This is a genomic window from Pseudomonas sp. P4_C1, assembly GCF_056402155.1.
Window position 1 is genome coordinate 16,886 of the sequence record NZ_JBFUHY010000035.1, and the last position, 16,437, is coordinate 33,322.

Annotated in this window: 16 protein-coding genes; 8 read left to right on the forward strand and 8 right to left on the reverse strand. The window is 59.5% G+C overall.

Features of this window, described 5'->3' with window-relative positions; genetic code table 11:
• Nucleotides 1-77 precede the first annotated feature (77 nt).
• The 4 genes from folX to AC1DU9_RS18610 form a co-directional block, all read right to left on the reverse strand.
• Nucleotides 78-449, reverse strand: coding sequence for a dihydroneopterin triphosphate 2'-epimerase (gene folX / locus AC1DU9_RS18595; RefSeq protein ID WP_007970304.1), 372 nt, complete (start codon nt 447-449; stop codon nt 78-80).
• Between the two features lie 2 nt (nt 450-451).
• Nucleotides 452-1,027, reverse strand: a complete 576-nt coding sequence (gene folE / locus AC1DU9_RS18600; RefSeq protein WP_223463398.1) for a GTP cyclohydrolase I FolE — start codon at nt 1,025-1,027, stop codon at nt 452-454.
• A 20-nt stretch (nt 1,028-1,047) separates the two neighbouring features.
• A complete protein-coding gene (gene folM / locus AC1DU9_RS18605) occupies nt 1,048-1,758 on the reverse strand; it encodes a dihydromonapterin reductase (RefSeq protein WP_477810596.1) in 711 nt (236 codons plus the stop codon).
• A gap of 70 nt (nt 1,759-1,828) precedes the next feature.
• Nucleotides 1,829-2,398 (reverse strand): antibiotic biosynthesis monooxygenase, encoded by a 570-nt coding sequence (locus AC1DU9_RS18610; protein WP_223463396.1) that lies wholly within the window; start codon nt 2,396-2,398, stop codon nt 1,829-1,831.
• A 212-nt stretch (nt 2,399-2,610) separates the two neighbouring features.
• On the opposite strand from AC1DU9_RS18610, the gene AC1DU9_RS18615 reads away from it, so the two are divergent.
• Complete coding sequence (locus AC1DU9_RS18615) at nt 2,611-3,570, forward strand: MerR family transcriptional regulator (RefSeq protein WP_477810597.1); 960 nt, start codon at nt 2,611-2,613, stop codon at nt 3,568-3,570.
• Nucleotides 3,571-3,573: 3 nt separating this feature from the next.
• On the opposite strand, the gene AC1DU9_RS18620 is transcribed toward AC1DU9_RS18615, so the two are convergent.
• Complete coding sequence (locus tag AC1DU9_RS18620; RefSeq protein ID WP_108218236.1) at nt 3,574-4,179, reverse strand: hypothetical protein; 606 nt, start codon at nt 4,177-4,179, stop codon at nt 3,574-3,576.
• Between the two features lie 54 nt (nt 4,180-4,233).
• Complete coding sequence (locus AC1DU9_RS18625; RefSeq protein WP_223463394.1) at nt 4,234-4,710, reverse strand: PAS domain S-box protein; 477 nt, start codon at nt 4,708-4,710, stop codon at nt 4,234-4,236.
• A gap of 102 nt (nt 4,711-4,812) precedes the next feature.
• Between AC1DU9_RS18625 and AC1DU9_RS18630 the strand changes: the two genes are divergently transcribed.
• The 4 genes from AC1DU9_RS18630 to AC1DU9_RS18645 all read left to right on the forward strand — a co-directional run bounded on the left by AC1DU9_RS18630 (nt 4,813) and on the right by AC1DU9_RS18645 (nt 8,262).
• Complete coding sequence (locus tag AC1DU9_RS18630) at nt 4,813-5,268, forward strand: flavodoxin (protein WP_223463393.1); 456 nt, start codon at nt 4,813-4,815, stop codon at nt 5,266-5,268.
• 227 nt (nt 5,269-5,495) lie between these two features.
• A complete protein-coding gene (locus AC1DU9_RS18635) occupies nt 5,496-6,278 on the forward strand; it encodes a class II aldolase/adducin family protein (protein WP_223463392.1) in 783 nt (260 codons plus the stop codon).
• Nucleotides 6,278-7,180, forward strand: coding sequence for an alpha/beta fold hydrolase (locus tag AC1DU9_RS18640; protein ID WP_477810598.1), 903 nt, complete (start codon nt 6,278-6,280; stop codon nt 7,178-7,180). Before AC1DU9_RS18635 ends, AC1DU9_RS18640 begins: the two co-directional genes overlap by 1 nt.
• Nucleotides 7,181-7,350: 170 nt before the next feature.
• On the forward strand, nt 7,351-8,262 hold the full coding sequence (locus AC1DU9_RS18645; protein ID WP_223463390.1) for an SDR family oxidoreductase: 912 nt from the start codon (nt 7,351-7,353) through the stop codon (nt 8,260-8,262).
• A gap of 73 nt (nt 8,263-8,335) precedes the next feature.
• On the opposite strand, the gene AC1DU9_RS18650 is transcribed toward AC1DU9_RS18645, so the two are convergent.
• The gene (locus AC1DU9_RS18650) at nt 8,336-9,106 is read right to left on the reverse strand and encodes an N-acetylmuramoyl-L-alanine amidase (protein ID WP_223463410.1); all 771 of its coding nucleotides are present in this window, start codon (nt 9,104-9,106) and stop codon (nt 8,336-8,338) included.
• Nucleotides 9,107-9,698: 592 nt separating this feature from the next.
• Here AC1DU9_RS18650 and AC1DU9_RS18655 point away from each other — a divergent pair.
• From AC1DU9_RS18655 to AC1DU9_RS18665, 3 genes are all read left to right on the forward strand, one after another.
• Nucleotides 9,699-11,492, forward strand: a complete 1,794-nt coding sequence (locus AC1DU9_RS18655) for a DUF1302 domain-containing protein (RefSeq protein ID WP_477810599.1) — start codon at nt 9,699-9,701, stop codon at nt 11,490-11,492.
• A gap of 23 nt (nt 11,493-11,515) precedes the next feature.
• Nucleotides 11,516-12,886 carry a DUF1329 domain-containing protein gene (locus AC1DU9_RS18660; RefSeq protein ID WP_477810600.1) on the forward strand — a complete coding sequence of 457 codons (1,371 nt, stop codon included), beginning with the start codon at nt 11,516-11,518 and terminating at the stop codon, nt 12,884-12,886.
• Nucleotides 12,887-13,027: 141 nt separating this feature from the next.
• Nucleotides 13,028-15,571 (forward strand): LuxR C-terminal-related transcriptional regulator, encoded by a 2,544-nt coding sequence (locus tag AC1DU9_RS18665; RefSeq protein WP_477810601.1) that lies wholly within the window; start codon nt 13,028-13,030, stop codon nt 15,569-15,571.
• A gap of 15 nt (nt 15,572-15,586) precedes the next feature.
• On the opposite strand, the gene AC1DU9_RS18670 is transcribed toward AC1DU9_RS18665, so the two are convergent.
• The gene (locus AC1DU9_RS18670; protein WP_477810602.1) at nt 15,587-16,384 is read right to left on the reverse strand and encodes an IclR family transcriptional regulator; all 798 of its coding nucleotides are present in this window, start codon (nt 16,382-16,384) and stop codon (nt 15,587-15,589) included.
• Between the last annotated feature and the right edge of the window lie 53 nt (nt 16,385-16,437).

Consider the following 16,437-nt stretch of genomic DNA (forward strand, 5'->3'; position numbering starts at 1 on the left):
CTTCAAGCGGCACGCTTGAAGCTGCAAGTTGGATGGCGGTGGCTGCAAGTCTACAGCTTGGTGCTTGTAGCTTGAAGCTAGCGGCTCGCTGCCAGCGTAATCGACACCGACTCGGCAAATCGCAGCGCGTGGGGCTTGTCGACCTCGACCTCGGCGTAGAGCACCGATGCGTTGGCCATCACCAGGTCGAGAATTTCCTGGGTCAGGCGTTCGAGCAGCGCAAAGCGGTTGCCTTCCACATGGGCGATGATCGCCTTGGTAATGGTCCGGTAGTTCAACGCGTGATCGATGTCGTTGTCCCGTACCGCTTCCTGGGCTGCGTACAGAATGGTGAGGTTGATCAGCACATCCTGCTTGTTGAGGATTTCATCCTCGTTGATGCCGATGAAGGTACGCAGGCACAGGTCTTTGACCCGGATGCGTGCCATGCCTGGCTGAAGTTGTGGCATTGCTACTTGCTCCGTCCAATCAGTTGCAGGAACTCCTGGCGGGTGTTGCTCGACTCGCGGAAGGCGCCGAGCATCACCGAGGTGTTCATGGTCGAATTCTGTTTCTCGACGCCGCGCATCATCATGCACATGTGCTGCGCTTCGATGACCACCGCGACACCGGCCGCACCGGTTACTTGTTGCACCGCCTCGGCGATTTGCCGGGTGAGGTTTTCCTGGATCTGCAGGCGCCGGGCGAACATGTCCACCAGTCGCGCAATCTTCGACAGGCCCAACACCTTGCCGGTCGGAATATAAGCCACATGCGCCTTGCCGATGAAGGGCAGGATGTGGTGTTCGCAAAGCGAGTACAGCTCGATGTTGTCGACGATGACCATTTCGTCGTTGTCGGAGGCGAACAGCGCGCCATTGACGATCTCTTCGACACTTTGCTCGTAGCCATGGCAAAGGTACTGCATGGCTTTGGCCGCGCGCATCGGCGTATCGAGCAAACCTTCGCGGTCGGGGTTTTCGCCGAGGCCGATGAGAATTTCGCGATAGCTCTGGGACAGGGCGTTCTGGGGCAGTGATAACGTCATGGAAAATCCTCGCGGGACACTTATTTGATGTGCCGTCCGCCGTTGACGGTCAGGGTGGTGCCGGTGACATAAGGGTTGTCGAGCAGATAGCGCAGGCTCTGGTAGATCACTTCGCAGCCGGGTTCGATGCCCAGCGCGGACTTGGCCAGCACCTTGGCGCGGTAGGCCGCGTCGTCTTCAGGGTTGAACAGTAGCAGGGCCGGGGCGATCCCGTTGACCTTGATGGCCGGCGCGTACCTGGCGGCGAAGGACAGGGTCAGGCTGTCGAGCCCGGCTTTGCTGGCGCAATAGCCGATGTGCTTGCTGCTGCCCTTGCGGGTCACGTCATCGCTGATGTGCACGATGTCGGCGGGGCTTGAGCGTTGCAGCAGGTCGGCGCAATGCAGGTTGATCAGGTAAGGCGCCAGCATGTGCACGCTGAACATGCGGGTGAACGCTGCGGCATCGGTGTCCGGTGTTTCGGCCAGCCATTCGGAGGCGTTGTGGACAATCGCGCGCAAACAGTCGGTGTGGGTTTTCAGTTCGCTGATGAAGGCGAGGATCCCGGCCTCGCTGGCGAAGTCCGCGAACACCGCGGTGGCCCCCAGATCGCGCAGGGCTTGTACGCCGGGACGCTCGCTGCGGTAGCTGAAAATCACGCGCTGGCCATCTTCCAGCAGTCGCCGGGCGCAATGCAGGCCGACACGCTGGCCTGCGCCGGTAATGAGGATAGGGGCTACGGAAGAAGTCATGAACGGCTCGCGTCGCGGTGAGAACAAAACTATACCAGCGACGGGAGCGCTCTACCTATTGTGGGGAATATCAGTGGTTTTGGGTGGAGGGGGCTGCGGGCAAGCGGCGTACGGGCGTGCTGTTCAGCCAATTGGCCAGCAAACGGGTCGACAGTGGAATGAAGAAATACACCATCAACGGCGTCAGGCACAGGGTGCTGACGAGCACGCGGGGCAGCAGCGCCATCTCACTCAGCAGCGACCCCAACGCAAAGTTGAACAGCAGGGAAACCGGAAAGAACGCCAACCAGATTGCCACGGCCTGTTTCCAGCGCGGCGGGCGTTGACCGACGGCACCGAACCAGCCCTCGATGCCGCTGACCCGATGTTCCGTCGGGTGGGCGAACAACTCGCTGCCGCGTCCGAGCCAGGCGCTGCGCGAAGCGGAATGCTCCCAGGCATGCAGGGTCTGCTCGTTGGCGAAGCGGAAGATAATCTGGAATTCGTCATCACCGGGCGGCGGTGCGAGTACGCCTGAGCCAAGGTAGCCAGGAAAGTCAGTGGCCAGTTGTTCGCCTTCGCGCAGCCAGGCGATCAGGTCTTGATAACGTCCATTGGCAACGCGGCGCGCAACCATCAGCGTGACGGGAGGGGTAGACATTGTGCATCTCCGTAAGACATTTGCGTCGCTCCGGATAGGAACTTCGCCAGGCGCAGCGCCGGGGTAGTGGGCTGCGGCTTGAAACAAGCAAGGATTATTCCTCATTCTGCCGGCTTCGTCTTTGAGCGGTTTTTTTCGATTATGAACTTGAATCGTTGTGGGGCAGAGTAGTTAAAATGGGATCCCATCTGCACATGGACGTACAATCCCAGATGCCTGTCCTTACTGACGTAGCTTCAGGTGTACCGCGGGCTGTCTCCCTTGAACAGGAACAGCTCTATCCGATTCGCGAGGTAGCGCGCCTGACAGGCGTCAATCCGGTCACGCTTCGAGCCTGGGAGCGACGTTATGGCCTGATTGTTCCAATGCGCACCGAAAGTGGGCATCGCCTGTATTCGCTGACCGATATCGAGCGGGTTCGCAGTATCCTCGGCTGGGTCGAGCGCGGTGTAGCCGTCAGCAAGATCGGCAGGATCCTGGCCAAAACCCAGCCGTTCCAGGCGTTGTCGCACATTATCCCCAACAACCTCGTGGAAGCCGATTATGCACAGTGGCAGCAGCAGGTTCTTGCTGCGGTCAACGGTTTTGACGACATTCGGCTGGAGCAGGTCTACGGGCAAATCTTTTCCAGTTACGCCCTGTCGGTGGTGTTTCAGGACATTCTGATCCCTGTCTGGAAGCAATTGTTGCAACGACAGGACCAGTTCGGCGGCACCAGCGAGTGGCTGTTCCTGGATGGTTTTCTGCGTTCCAGGGTGGTGCAGCGTCTGTTGTTGCGGCGCGACAAACAGCCGCGTCGAGTGGTCATCTGTGCGCCGGTTGGCCATTGCCGCGAGCTGGAACTGCTGGTCGCTGCCCTGTTCCTGAGTGCAGGGCAAATTGCCGTTCGCGTGCTGAACATTGGCCAGCCGTTCGATGAGCTGGCCGTGATGTGCGAAAGGGGCAAGCCCTTGGCGTTGGTGCTGTTCTCCAATCATGCTCCGGCTCCCGAGTTGCCGCGGCGCTTGAATCGCCTGGCCATGAGTCTGGAGTGCCGATTGTTGCTGGCCGGTGATGCTTCTGATCTGGCACAGGAGAGCCTGGCCGGGACTTCGGTCGGATGCCTGGGCAATGAAGGGGAGGTCATGAGCCAGCGTCTGAAGCGGTTCCTGGCGGGTAGTCTGGATACTTGAGGTTCAGAGATGCAGCGCGGGATGAGTCAACCGATGCTGTTGCAGGATGAACTGGCGCAGGCGCTCGGTTTCGTCCGTATCGCTCTGGCTCAGTTGATAGGCATAGAAGCCTTGTTCGTTTTCTTTCTCGAAAGTGCCACGCAAGGCAATCCGCTCATAGCCTGACGGGCTGAACCACAAGGCGAAATGCTTCGGCGGCTTGGTCTTGTTGCGAACCTCCAGCAAAACTCCTTTGCACGATACTTCGTGCACCCACAGGGTGCCGGTTTGACCCTTGGCGTTTTCCAGTGCTACCGGTTCGTCCAGTACCAGGCGCCAAGGCCGGACCATCGGTCCGTCTTCATAGATGCTCGGCACGCCGAGGCGCAGGTGCAGCGCATGGAACTCGTCTTCCACCAGGTGCAGGGGGAAGGTCATTTGCTGGTTTTCGAAGCTGGCTTGAATGGTGACCTGCTCATGGGCCGCCAGGCGGGTGAGCAGGTCACGAATTTGCGATCCCCCGTTGACGAGCAGGCTCGACGTCGCGTCCCGCACATTGAGTTGCGGGTTGTGTTGCATGCTCTGGATGAAATCCAGCTCATCCTGGGTCAGGAGTGCGTCGCGTTGCATGGCCAGCTCGAAAGAAATAGTTACAAAGTCAGCGGTGATTCTAGTTACTGACCATTAATTCTGGATTTCGTTTTTGCCGTTCGTCGCCTTGAGCGCCGTCAGTTCGGCCTGGAGTTCAGCCAACTGTGCTTCAAGCTGTGTCACGCGTTGTTGTGTCTTGACCTGCGCGGTGACATCTTTCTGCACGCCGACAAAGTAGGTTTGCCCGTCCGCTGGATTTTTCACCGTTGAAAGGGACAGCTCGTTCCAGAACGGTGTGCCGTCCTTGCGGTAGTTGCGCAGTATTTCCCGGCAGGATCCTTCACGGTTCAAGGCGTCGCGAATCAACGGCAGGGCTTCCTGGTCGCGGTCTCCCGACTGCAGGAAGCGGCAATCCTGATAGAGGATTTCTTCGCTGGAGTACCCCGTCAGCCGTTCGAACGCGGGGTTGACGTAAATGAGGATTTTGTCCTGATCGCCTTCCTTTTCGGCAATCACGATACCGTCGTTGGAGGTGTTGATCGCCATTTGCAGCAGTTGTGCATTAATCATCGGGGTATCCTTTCCTGATTGATTGTCGATTGCATTCTAAAAGAACAATCACGACCGTGCTGTTAATATCCGGGTCTTTTACTCGGATTCAGGATCAGATTGATGAAAGTCGCCATCATTTCCGGCTCGGTGTACGGCACGGCCGAAGAAGTTGCCCGCCACGCCGCCAGCCTGTTGAAAGCCGCCGGTTTCGAAACTTTTCACAACCCGCGTGCGACCCTCGCCGAAATCCAGGCGTATGGCCCCGAAGCCTTTCTGGTAGTGACATCGACCACCGGCATGGGCGAGCTGCCGGACAACCTGCAACCGCTGTATTCGACCATTCGCGACCAATTGCCAGCGGCCTGGCGCGGTTTGCCGGGTGCGGTGATCGGGTTGGGTGATGCGAGTTATGGCGATACTTTTTGTGGCGGCGGCGAGCAGATGCGCGAATTGTTCGGTGAACTGGGCATTCGCGAAGTACTGCCGATGCTACGCCTGGATGCCAGTGAAAGCGTGACCCCCGAGACGGATGCCGAGCCTTGGCTGGCGGACCTGATCAACGCACTGCGCACCTGATCGTTGCCCCGGCATCCATGCCAGTCAGGGTTCTGACAGTACGGTAAAAAAACTGCCTGTCCGACCCTCGCTGGCGCCGGTCGTTTGACATGGATCCAGGGTGGCCGGGCGACTGACTCGCAGGGCCACCAAGCTGGCTGCGAATGCAAGTACACGAACCTTAACGGGTGACTAGACTCGGTAAACATAGGAAACACTCCATCATAAAAACACCGAGGTTCCTTGCCGTGACTGTTGATCCCGTCCAATCACCTCACAGTGTCAAACACCAGGTCAGTGCTGCCGAGTGGCAGACCCGCGTCGACCTGGCGGCCTGTTATCGCCTGGTCGCCCAACATGGCTGGGATGACCTGATCTTCACCCATATCTCCGCCAAGGTGCCCGGCACCGAAGATTTCCTGATCAACCCGTTCGGGTTGATGTTTCATGAAGTTACCGCGTCGAGCCTGGTCAAGGTGGATCAGGCCGGCAACAAGCTGATGGACAGTCCTTACGAGATCAATCCGGCGGGTTACACCATCCACAGCGCCGTGCATGAAGTTCGTCACGATGTCGTCTGCGTGCTCCACACCCACACGGCTTCAGGGGTGGCGGTGTCGGCACAGAAGCAGGGCGTTCTGCCGATCAGTCAACAGTCGTTGTTCGTGCTTTCCAGCCTGGCCTACCACGCCTACGAAGGCGTGGCGCTCAACCATGAAGAGAAAGTGCGGCTGCAGGCCGACCTCGGTGAAAACAATTTCCTGATGCTGCATAACCACGGTCTGCTGACCTGCGGCAGCACCATCGCCGATACGTTCCTGATGATGTTCACCTTTACGCGTGCCTGCGACATTCAGGTCATGGCGCAAAACGGTGCCGCTGAACTGATTGCCATCGAACCGCAGATTCTGGCAGGCGCCAAAGCCATGATCGCGGGTGTCACCCGAAGTGCTCAAGGCATGGGCGGAGCGCTGGCATGGCCGGCGCTGCTGCGTAAACTCGATAAACTGGACCCGGGCTATAAACTCTGATGGAACTCGCCGAGATCCCCTTGTGTGTCTGGCGTAAACGCAGCCAGACGTTCGTATTCCGTGGTCAAAGCATCCGTTACTGGACAGCAGGGCAGGGTGAGCCGCTGTTGCTCATTCACGGCTTCCCGTCCGCCAGTTGGGACTGGCATTACCTGTGGCAGCCTTTGAGCCAGCGGTTTCGCGTGATCGCTTGCGACATGCTGGGCTTCGGCGACTCGGCCAAACCGGCGAATCACGAATACAGCCTGCTGGAGCAAGCGGATCTGCAACAGGCACTGCTTGAACACTTGAATGTCGAACAGCCGGTGCACCTGTTTGCCCACGATTACGGCGACAGCGTGGCCCAGGAACTGCTGGCCCGGCATTACGAGTCGCGGGTGGAGCTGGCCAGTTGCGTGTTTCTCAACGGCGGGTTGTTTGCGGAAACCCATCGCCCGGTATTGATACAAAAACTCTTGCTCAGCCCAGTGGGCTGGATCATTGGCCGCGCCTTCAGCCGTGATGGTCTGGTGAGAAACTTCCGGCAGATTTTCGGTCCGCAAACCCGCCCCAGTGAAAGCCAGATGGATGATTTCTGGAGCCTGGTCGAAAGCCAGCGCGGGCCACGGATCATGCATAAATTAATCGCCTACATCCCGGAGCGACGCGTCTGGCGCAACCGCTGGGTGAGCGCGATGCAACGCGGTGAAGTGCCGCTGCGAATGATCGATGGCGGGGTCGATCCGATCTCCGGCGCGCACATGGTCGAGCGTTACCGGGAGCTGATCCCGGAGGCGGACACGGTCGTATTGCCCGACATCGGCCACTACCCGCAGATCGAGGCCCCTTGTGAAGTGCTCAAGCACTACTTGGCGTTTCGCGATCAATTGCTGTTGCCGCCGTGCAAGGCGGCGTGTTCCTGATTCGCAGCGTTGAATCTGTTCTGCTTCTGTGGGACCGCGTCATCCTGTCCGATGCGATCATCATCCCCCAGCCTTATCGCCCACCATTCAGCCTCCCCCGTGTTCATTGTGACCTGCCGCGCAGTGCCTGAAACTCGGACTCATTGTCCCCTGGCCTGCTGGAGTCCCCCATGAATGAGTCTGTGCGCTTCGAAGATAAAGTCGTGATCATCACCGGAGCCGGTGGCGGCCTGGGACGGGCGCATGCACTGCTGTTCGCCAAACAGGGCGCCAGGGTGCTGGTCAACGATCTTGGCGGCTCGGCCCAGGGCGAAGGCGCCAACGCTTCGGCCGCCGACCGCGTGGTAGCGGACATTCGCGAGGCCGGCGGCATCGCCGAGGCCAACCACGACTCGGTCACTGACGGTGACAAACTGGTCCAGCACGCCCTGGACGTCTTCGGTCGCGTCGACGTGGTGGTCAACAACGCCGGGATCCTGCGTGACAAGACCTTCCACAAAATGGATGACGCCGACTGGGACCTGGTTTACCGCGTCCACGTCGAAGGTGCCTACAAAGTCACCCGTGCCGCCTGGCCGCACATGCGCGAGCAAAACTACGGTCGGGTGATTTTCACTGCGTCGACCTCGGGCATCTATGGCAACTTCGGCCAGTCCAACTACGGCATGGCCAAGCTCGGTCTCTATGGCCTGACCCGTACCCTGGCCATCGAAGGCCGCAAGAACAACATCCTGGTCAACGCCATCGCCCCCACCGGCGGCACGCGCATGACCGAAGGCTTGATCCCGCCGCAAGTCTTCGAACAGCTCAAGCCGGAACTGGTCAGCCCGCTGGTGGTGTACCTGGCCAGCGAGAACTGCCAGGAAACCTCCGGTCTGTTTGAAGTCGGCGGCGGCTGGATGGGCAAGGTCCGCTGGGAGCGCAGCCTCGGTGCCGGGTTCGATCCACGGACGGGTTTCTCCCCGGAAGACGTGGCGGCGCACTGGCAGCAGATTTGCGACTTCGAGGGTGCGGCGCATCCGAAAGACAACATCGAAGCGCTGAAGGAAATGATGGGGAATTTGCACAGATATACGCTCTGATAGCGCCGGCAAGGCCACATTGATTGACCTTGCCGGTTGTTGCGTTTGTCGGCTGGGAGCCGTTTGTTACCGATCAGCCAGGAAAGTATTTGACTACCAGTGCCTTCAGATTGGCAGCTGTTTGCACGTCCATTTTTCCGTCGAAGTTTTCCGGGCGAAAATGCATCTGGAATGCTCGCACCAACTGTTGAAAACCGCCTTCCGTTGACGCGCCCGAAACATCGTATCCATAGGTTTTGAACAGTCCCAACAATTCGTTTCGGGCGGGAATGCCCGAAGTGTTGTATTGGCGCAGATACTCGTCCCGAGTGGTTGCATCGAACCAGGCGCCGACGCCTTTCAAGTACAGCGCCTGCCAGGGAAACATCGGCCCCGGGTCACTCTTGCGACCGATCGAAACATCGGAGTGGCCCAAAACCTGCGTCGGTGTGATATCCGGGTAGCGCTTGAGGATGTTCAGCGCCAGTTGTTCAATCGCAGCAATCTGCTCGGGGTGATACGGCGGGAAGGTGAATTCGCCTTTGTTGTCGGTCGCCAGGTTGACGACTTCAATGCCGATGGACGTGTCATTCAGATTGCTGCGGTTACCCCACTGACTGACACCTGCGTGCCACGCGCGACAGGTTTCATCCACCAGGCTGAAAACTTCCTGCACGGTATGGCCGGCTTTCAGGTAACTGGGGTCAGTGATATCTGGAATCAGATAGTGCGCGCTGACATTCGGGCCGGTCAGGGCACTGACAGAACTTGAAAAGTTAGCGGCCGTGTAGTGAAGAATCAGAAAGCGTATTCGACTGTTGAAGCTTCGGGTTGAGCGATACTGGTTGTAGTTGATGGGTTTCATGGTTGCACTCGCAATAAGTAAGTTTGAAGCCGGACGAAGATAAAAGTCGTGCGCCGACTTGCTGTTCAACTTAATGGCTCGAGTGCTATTGGTGTTTACCTATGCTTGTAGGTGCTTTCTGAAAGAAATGTAGGTATTCGAAGTTTTGCCTGGATGGTCAGGGGTTACCGACTGGCGGCTGTTACTCATCAAAAAACCATCACCCATAAAAAAGGCCGCTGCAAACGCAGCGGCCAAGGTAAGACGTTGGATCAGGAGCTACAAATCAACGTCAGTGAACACAGGGCGATGAACCGAATCCTCAATTCATCTGAAATCTTTCATCACGGCGCAGGCCGGTACATCGTGCCTGCGGTGGTTTACCGTGACAGCCAGGCAAGAATAAGCCCTTGGTGTCGTAGGAAAAATACCAATTGCGGACATGCACTGTTGCAACCCCGGCAACAGTCAGGATTCGGCTGCTCGTCCTCGGGGTGATGACCCTGTGCCAGTCATCCTTTAGAGGTACACCACGAATACCTCCTTGGTGCGCTTATCGACCCCGGTGCCCGGCAGTAGGGTGAGGCCTTCTGTCACTCACCGGGGAAGACGCATGACAAAAACAACAATGCGCGCCATCTTCACACCACAGGCGCTGGCGGCTGCGGTTGCATTGGGCTGCTGTGCCCAGGCACAGGCCATTTCGTTCAACATCGGGGAAATCGAGGGGACGTTCGACTCCTCGCTGTCGGTCGGCGCGAGTTGGGGCGTGCGTGATGCGGATAATGCCCTGGTGGGCACCGTCAACGGCGGTTCCGGCCAGTCTTCGACCGGCGACGACGGGCGATTGAATTTCAAGAAGGGTGAAACCTTCTCGAAGATCTTCAAGGGGATTCACGACCTCGAACTGAAGTACGGCGACACCGGTGCGTTTGTGCGTGGCAAGTACTGGTACGACTTTGAGCTGAAAGATGAAAGCCGGCCGTTCAAGGACATCAGCGATCACAATCGCAAAGAAGGCGCCAAGTCTTCAGGCGGACAAATCCTCGACGCTTTCGTCTATCACAACTATTCCCTTGCCGATCTGCCGGGTACGGTGCGTGCCGGTAAACAAGTGGTCAGTTGGGGTGAGAGCACCTTCATCGGCAACTCGATCAACAGCATCAACCCGGTCGACGTGTCCGCGTTCCGTCGGCCGGGGGCCGAGATCAAGGAGGGCCTGATCCCGGTCAACATGCTGTTCGCCTCCCAGGGACTGACGGACAAATTGACGGTCGAAGGCTTCTATCAACTGGAGTGGGACCAGACGGTTGTCGATAACTGCGGCACCTTCTTCGGTGTGGACGTGGTAGCCGATGGTTGCAACAAGGGTTACACCGTCGCCAGCCCGACCATTGCACCGCTGCAGCCGATTGCAGCTGCCTTTGGCCAGGGCTTCGAAGTCAGCAAGGAGGGGGTGATCGTTCCCCGTGGTGGCGACCGCGATGCCCGGGATTCCGGGCAGTGGGGGACGGCGTTGCGCTGGCTGGGGGACGACACCGAGTACGGCCTGTACTTCATGAACTACCACAGTCGCTCGCCAAACGTCGGGACCACCACCGCCGGCCCCGGTACGCTGGCGAGCATTCCGGGGATTGTCGCCGCCGCCAACCGCATCGCCCCCGGTAGCGGTTCGGGCCTCGCCCAAAGTGTGATGCTCGGTCGCGGCCAGTATTACCTCGAATACCCGGAGGACATCCGCCTCTATGGCGCGAGCTTCTCCACCACGTTATCCACCGGCACCGCGTGGAGCGGGGAAATCAGCTACCGCCCCAACCTCCCGGTGCAGGTCAATACCAATGACCTGACCCTGGCCATGCTCAATCCGATTGCAGGCGGTGCGGCATCGCCCATCGCCACTACACCGGGGGCCGACAACAAAGGCTACCGCCGCAAGGAGGTGACGCAGGTCCAGAGCACCCTGACGCACTTCATCGACCAGGTCGCGGGTGCGGATCGCCTGACTCTGGTGGGCGAGGCGGCGGTGGTCCGGGTCGGCGGCCTGGAGCCGCGCACCAAACTGCGCTACGGCCGCGACTCGGTGTTTGGTCAGTATGGTTTCGGCGGTGATACCAATGGCTTCCTGACCTCGACGTCGTGGGGTTATCGCGCCCGGGCCATTCTCGATTACAACAACCTGATCGCCGGGATCAATTTCAGACCCAACCTCTCGTGGTCCCACGACGTCGCAGGCTTTGGCCCCAACGGTCTGTTCAACGAAGGCGCCAAGGCCATCAGCCTCGGCGTCGACGCGGACTATCGCAACACGTACACCGCGAGCCTCAGTTACACCGACTTTTTCGGAGGTAACTACAACGTCCTCACTGACCGTGACTTCGTGGCGTTGAGCTTTGGTGTGAACTTCTGATCTGGCTGAAAAGGATGAATTCAATGCGCAAGATGATTCTGCAATTGGGCACCGTTCTGGCCCTGAGTCTGTTGGCCGCCAACGTGATGGCCGCGGTGTCGCCGCAAGAAGCCAACAAGCTCGGCACCAGCCTGACCCCACTCGGTGCCGAGAGGGCCGGCAATGCCGATGGCTCGATTCCGGCCTGGACCGGCGGCATCCCGAAAAACGCTGGCGCGGTGGACAGCAAAGGTTTCCTGGCCGACCCGTTCGCCAACGAAAAGCCGTTGTTCGTGATCACCGCGGCGACCGTCGACAAGTACAAGGACAAGCTCTCCGACGGCCAGATCGCAATGTTCAAGCGCTATCCCGAGACCTACAAAATTCCGGTCTATCCCAGCCACCGCACCGTGGCATTACCGGCTGAAATCTATGAGTCGGCCAAACGCAGCGCTCTGAACGTAACACCGATCAACGACGGTAACGGTCTGGCCAACTTCACCGGCAATCGCTACTACGCGTTCCCGATTCCGAAGAATGGTGTGGAGGTGATCTGGAACCACGTCACTCGTTACCACGGCGGCAATCTGCGGCGCACCATCACGCAGGCGACACCGCAGTCCAATGGCGATTTCACGGTGATCCGCTTCAAGGACGAAGTCGCGGTGCCGTCGTTGCTCGGTGATCTCAAACCTGGCAGCGACGATAACGTCCTCAACTATTTCAAGCAGGAAGTGACCGCGCCGGCGCGGCTGGCGGGTAACGTGTTGCTGGTTCACGAGACCCTCGACCAGGTCCAGGAACCGCGCAAGGCCTGGATCTACAATGCTGGCCAGCGCCGGGTACGGCGTGCGCCGCAGGTGGCCTATGACGGCGTCGGCACCTCGTCCGATGGCCTGCGCACCACCGACAACTTCGACATGTTTTCCGGCGCACCGGATCGCTACGACTGGAAGCTGGTCGGCAAGAAGGAGATGTACATTCCCTACAACAGCTACAAACTCGATTCGCCGGACCTCAAGTACACCGATGTGATCAAGGCCGGACACATCAATCAGGACCTGACCCGCTATGAGCTGCACCGGGTCTGGGAAGTCGTCGCCACGGTCAAGCCGAACGAGCGGCACGTGTACGCCAAGCGCCACATGTACATCGACGAAGACAGCTGGCAAGTAGCGCTGGCCGACCACTACGACGGGCGTGGCCAGCTCTGGCGCGTCGCCGAAGGGCATGCGCAGTTCTACTACGATCACCAGGTGCCGGCCTACACCGTCGAAGCGCTGTATGACCTGATCGCCGGTCGCTATATCGCCCTGGGAATGAAGAACGAAGAGAAGCGCAGCTTCGAATTCAACATCGATGCAAGAGCGGGGGACTACACGCCAGCGGCCTTGCGTAGTACGGGGGTGCGGTAAGTTTCCTACAGGCTCCTACACAAAAAGGTGACTTCACGGTCACCTTTTTTATAGTGGGGGATCAGTGTGTTGAATACTTCTTCAACAAGCGCTCGGGAGAGGTCTAGGGTGGCGCCAGAATTATAAAAAAGGCGCATCACTATGACTGCAATGACGCACTGTCTGGACCGCCCCGGTTTCCTGCCCCGACTGTCGTCCCATCATCTGTCCCGCGAGCGGTTGATCGAGCCCATGCTGGCCTCGACTGCGCGGGTGAAGTTGCTTTGCGCACCGGCCGGTAGTGGCAAGAGCGCGTTGCTCAGCGAATGCCTGCTGCGTGCACCGGAGAACTGTCGGGTCTATTGGCTGCCGCTGGCGGGGGCGTCGTTGAGTACAGCCGATTTTTTGTTGCGCCTGACGCAAGCGTTGGGGTTGCCCTCGGCGGATGAGCCAGGACTGCTGGTGCATCTGGCGCGATTGCAGACGCCGACCTGGCTGTTTCTCGACGATTTCTGCCGCGCACCCAACCCGGAACTCGACCGGATGCTCGATCGCCTGTTAGCCGTTGCCAGCCCGGCGCTGAGCTGGTGGCTGAGTTCCCGTCGACGACCATCCTGCAACTGGCCGCGGCTGCTGCTGGATGATGAGTTGTACGAGTGCGAAGGCCGGGCTCTGGCATTTACCGAGGCCGAGGTCGGGCAGTTGCTCGGTCATGTCGAGCCGACCCTGGCGGCACAAACCGCCAAAAGGGTGGTTGAGCGCAGCGGTGGCTGGTGTGCTGGTGTGCGGATCGCGTTGCTCAATGGTTGTCCGTGGTCGGGGGAGCAGGGGCGTTCAGCGACATTGCTCGATTATCTGCAACATGAGTTGTTCAACAGCTTGCCGCCGGAGTTGGTCGAGGTCTGGCAGGTGTTGGTTCATCTGCCACGCTTCAACGCCAGCTTGTGCGAGCATCTTTTCGGTACGGGTGAGGGCGCGCAGTGGCTGCATGCGTTGCAGGAAATGGGCTGTTTCATTGAACCCTGGGAAGACTCCGTCGAGTGGTTGCGGATCTTCGAACCACTGGCCCGGGCGATGCGTGAAGAACCGTCCCCGGCGGGGCGATCCTGGCATCGCCGCGCGTGCCAATGGTTCAGCACCGAAGAAGACTGGCAAGGTGCGTTCGAGCAGGCTCTGTTGGCGCAGGAGCTCGAAGTTGCGGTCAGCCTGTTGCAGCACTTCAGCTTCGAGCATTTGTTCCGGCGTGAAAATATCTGTCTGCTGTTGAAACTCCACGAGCGTCAACAGGCTGAACTGACCCTCGTTACACCGCAATTGGTGGGACTGGTTACCGCGGCGTTGTTGGTTGCCGGGCGCTTCGATCATGCCGCCGCGTGCATCGAGCAACTGGCACGATTTGCCCCACAGCCTACGCAAGCGCTGCAACGGCAACTGCTGGCACGCTGGCAGGCGCAACAGGGCTGGTTGCTGCATTTGCAAGGTCGCATGGAGGCGGCCCGCGTTCACTTTCTCGACGCGCTGGCCGAGTTGAGCGTCGATGCCTGGCCGGTGCGATTGTTGTGCCTGTCGGGTCTGACCCAGCAGGCCTTGCTCAACGCCGAACTCGATGCGGCGCAGACGTTCAATCGTGAGGCGCTGTGTCTGGCGCGCGCCCAAGGCTCGCTATTGTTCGAAGGGTTGCTTGAGCTCGATCACGCGCAGTTGCTGGAGATGCGCGGAGCGCCCCGACGCGCCGAGAGCTTGTTGGCTGAAGTTTTTGCCTTGTTGTCCCGACAGGCTGATCGACCGACGCCGTTATTGGGGCGAATTGCCCTGCGGCGAGGGCGGTTGGCCCTCTGTCAGGGACAAGATGAGTTGGCCGCCGGTTTCTTCCGGTCCGGCCTGGAGGACTGCCTGCAAAGCCAGGACAAGCACGCGTTGTATGGCTTTCTCGGGCAAGCGCAGATGGCCGCCAATCAGCGCGATTATGCCCTCGCGTTTGATCGTCTGCGCGAAGCCGAGCGAGTGATGCAGCAGCGGCAGATTCCCGATACGGTGTATCGCGGGGTGCTGCTGCAAATCAGCAGCCATTTCTGGTTGCAGCAAGGGCGACCGGAATTGGCCTGTGAGGCGCTGACCCGTGTCTTGCGTCACTATCGCGGGCCTCGTGCGCGTCAGGCGCCACCAGCCACACTTCAGCTGATTGCCCGTATCGAGTACCAATTGGTGTTGGCGCAGATGCATTTGCAACAGACGCAAAAGCCGCTGGATCGGCTGCAGGAGTTGCTCGATCACGCGCAACGGCACGCCATGCTGGCACTGGAAACGGAATTGCATTTGGTGATCAGCGAAGTGGCGGACCTGACCGCGGAGCCCAGGCTGGCCAAGGCGGCTTTGGAGGCGGGCCTGGCGCTGGTGAAGCGCTGTAACGGGCAACAGGCGTTGCGTGAACTGGGCCTGCGCCAGCCGAACTTGCTCAGCCGTTTGCGCGGGGAAGAGTCGGTGACGGCCATGCTCGCCGATGTCAGCCCGCTGAGTACCCGGGAGATTGAGGTGCTGGGTCTCATTGCCCAAGGCAGTTCCAATCAGCAAATTGCCGAGCGACTGTTCATCTCCTTGCATACGGTGAAAACCCACGCACGGAGAATCCACAGCAAATTGGGGGTTGAGCGTCGCACGCAAGCTGTGGCGATGGGCAAGAAGCTGGGGCTGATCCTGCCCGTCTGATCAGCGCCGTTGCGTTCAGGTTGTCAATGCGTCTGGCTGATAGCCCATGCGCCAACTCACTGCTCGTGTGGCAGACAGCAAACGCTGCGCCGCGGGACCGTTTTCATCGGCATGGAACAGCGAGGTCGGCCCGACCACCGTCAGTACTGCGACAATCTTGCCCATGGCGTTGAATACCGGTGCCGACAAGGCATCCACACCGGGCATCAGCAATCCATGCACATGATGCAGGCCCCGTTGGCGGATCTGTTCGCACATCGTCGTGTACGCCTGATCATCCGCCAAGCTGTGGGTGGCGCTGCTCTGCAATTCCTGATCGCGCAGGTCCACGGTTTCACGCCTGGGCAGGTAGGCGCCAAACACCAGTCCCGTCGAAGAACTGAGCAATGGCAACACCGAGCCCAGTTGTGTCACCACCGTCACCGCACGCACCGCCGGTTCGATATGCACCACGGTCGCGCCCTGGTTACCCCATACCGCCAGAAAACAGGTTTCGTTCAAGTCGTCGCGCAGTTCAGCCAGGGGCAGGGCGGCGACTTTCAGCACGTCCATACTGTTGAGTGCCGCCAACCCTACGCGCAAGGCTTCGCGGCCAAGCCCGTAATGGTTGGTCGCAGCGTTCTGCTCGGCGAATCCGCTGGCGATCAGCGCCTGCAAATAGCGGTGAACCTTGCTCGCCGGCATCTGCACGTGTTCAGCCAGGCGCGACAGCGAAGTCGAAGGCGACAACTCGGCCAACGCCTTGAGGATGTCGGTGCCAACCTCGGCCGAGCGGACTTTCTGTTTACCGTTGTTGTCGCTGGTTTTTTCCATGGTGGCTGGGATCCCGGGACGAATGGGCGTCTTTATAGCTTGACGGTCAATAC

Excerpts from the sequence above, each read along its gene's own strand:
- folX (WP_007970304.1), bottom strand. The coding sequence starts at position 449 with ATGCCACAACTTCAGCCAGGCATGGCACGCATCCGGGTCAAAGACCTG.
- folE (WP_223463398.1), bottom strand. The coding sequence starts at position 1,027 with ATGACGTTATCACTGCCCCAGAACGCCCTGTCCCAGAGCTATCGCGAA.
- folM (WP_477810596.1), bottom strand. The coding sequence starts at position 1,758 with ATGACTTCTTCCGTAGCCCCTATCCTCATTACCGGCGCAGGCCAGCGT.
- AC1DU9_RS18610 (WP_223463396.1), bottom strand. The coding sequence starts at position 2,398 with ATGTCTACCCCTCCCGTCACGCTGATGGTTGCGCGCCGCGTTGCCAAT.
- AC1DU9_RS18615 (WP_477810597.1), top strand. The coding sequence starts at position 2,611 with ATGCCTGTCCTTACTGACGTAGCTTCAGGTGTACCGCGGGCTGTCTCC.
- AC1DU9_RS18620 (WP_108218236.1), bottom strand. The coding sequence starts at position 4,179 with ATGCAACGCGACGCACTCCTGACCCAGGATGAGCTGGATTTCATCCAG.
- AC1DU9_RS18625 (WP_223463394.1), bottom strand. The coding sequence starts at position 4,710 with ATGATTAATGCACAACTGCTGCAAATGGCGATCAACACCTCCAACGAC.
- AC1DU9_RS18630 (WP_223463393.1), top strand. The coding sequence starts at position 4,813 with ATGAAAGTCGCCATCATTTCCGGCTCGGTGTACGGCACGGCCGAAGAA.
- AC1DU9_RS18640 (WP_477810598.1), top strand. The coding sequence starts at position 6,278 with ATGGAACTCGCCGAGATCCCCTTGTGTGTCTGGCGTAAACGCAGCCAG.
- AC1DU9_RS18645 (WP_223463390.1), top strand. The coding sequence starts at position 7,351 with ATGAATGAGTCTGTGCGCTTCGAAGATAAAGTCGTGATCATCACCGGA.
- AC1DU9_RS18650 (WP_223463410.1), bottom strand. The coding sequence starts at position 9,106 with ATGAAACCCATCAACTACAACCAGTATCGCTCAACCCGAAGCTTCAAC.
- AC1DU9_RS18655 (WP_477810599.1), top strand. The coding sequence starts at position 9,699 with ATGACAAAAACAACAATGCGCGCCATCTTCACACCACAGGCGCTGGCG.
- AC1DU9_RS18660 (WP_477810600.1), top strand. The coding sequence starts at position 11,516 with ATGCGCAAGATGATTCTGCAATTGGGCACCGTTCTGGCCCTGAGTCTG.
- AC1DU9_RS18665 (WP_477810601.1), top strand. The coding sequence starts at position 13,028 with ATGACTGCAATGACGCACTGTCTGGACCGCCCCGGTTTCCTGCCCCGA.
- AC1DU9_RS18670 (WP_477810602.1), bottom strand. The coding sequence starts at position 16,384 with ATGGAAAAAACCAGCGACAACAACGGTAAACAGAAAGTCCGCTCGGCC.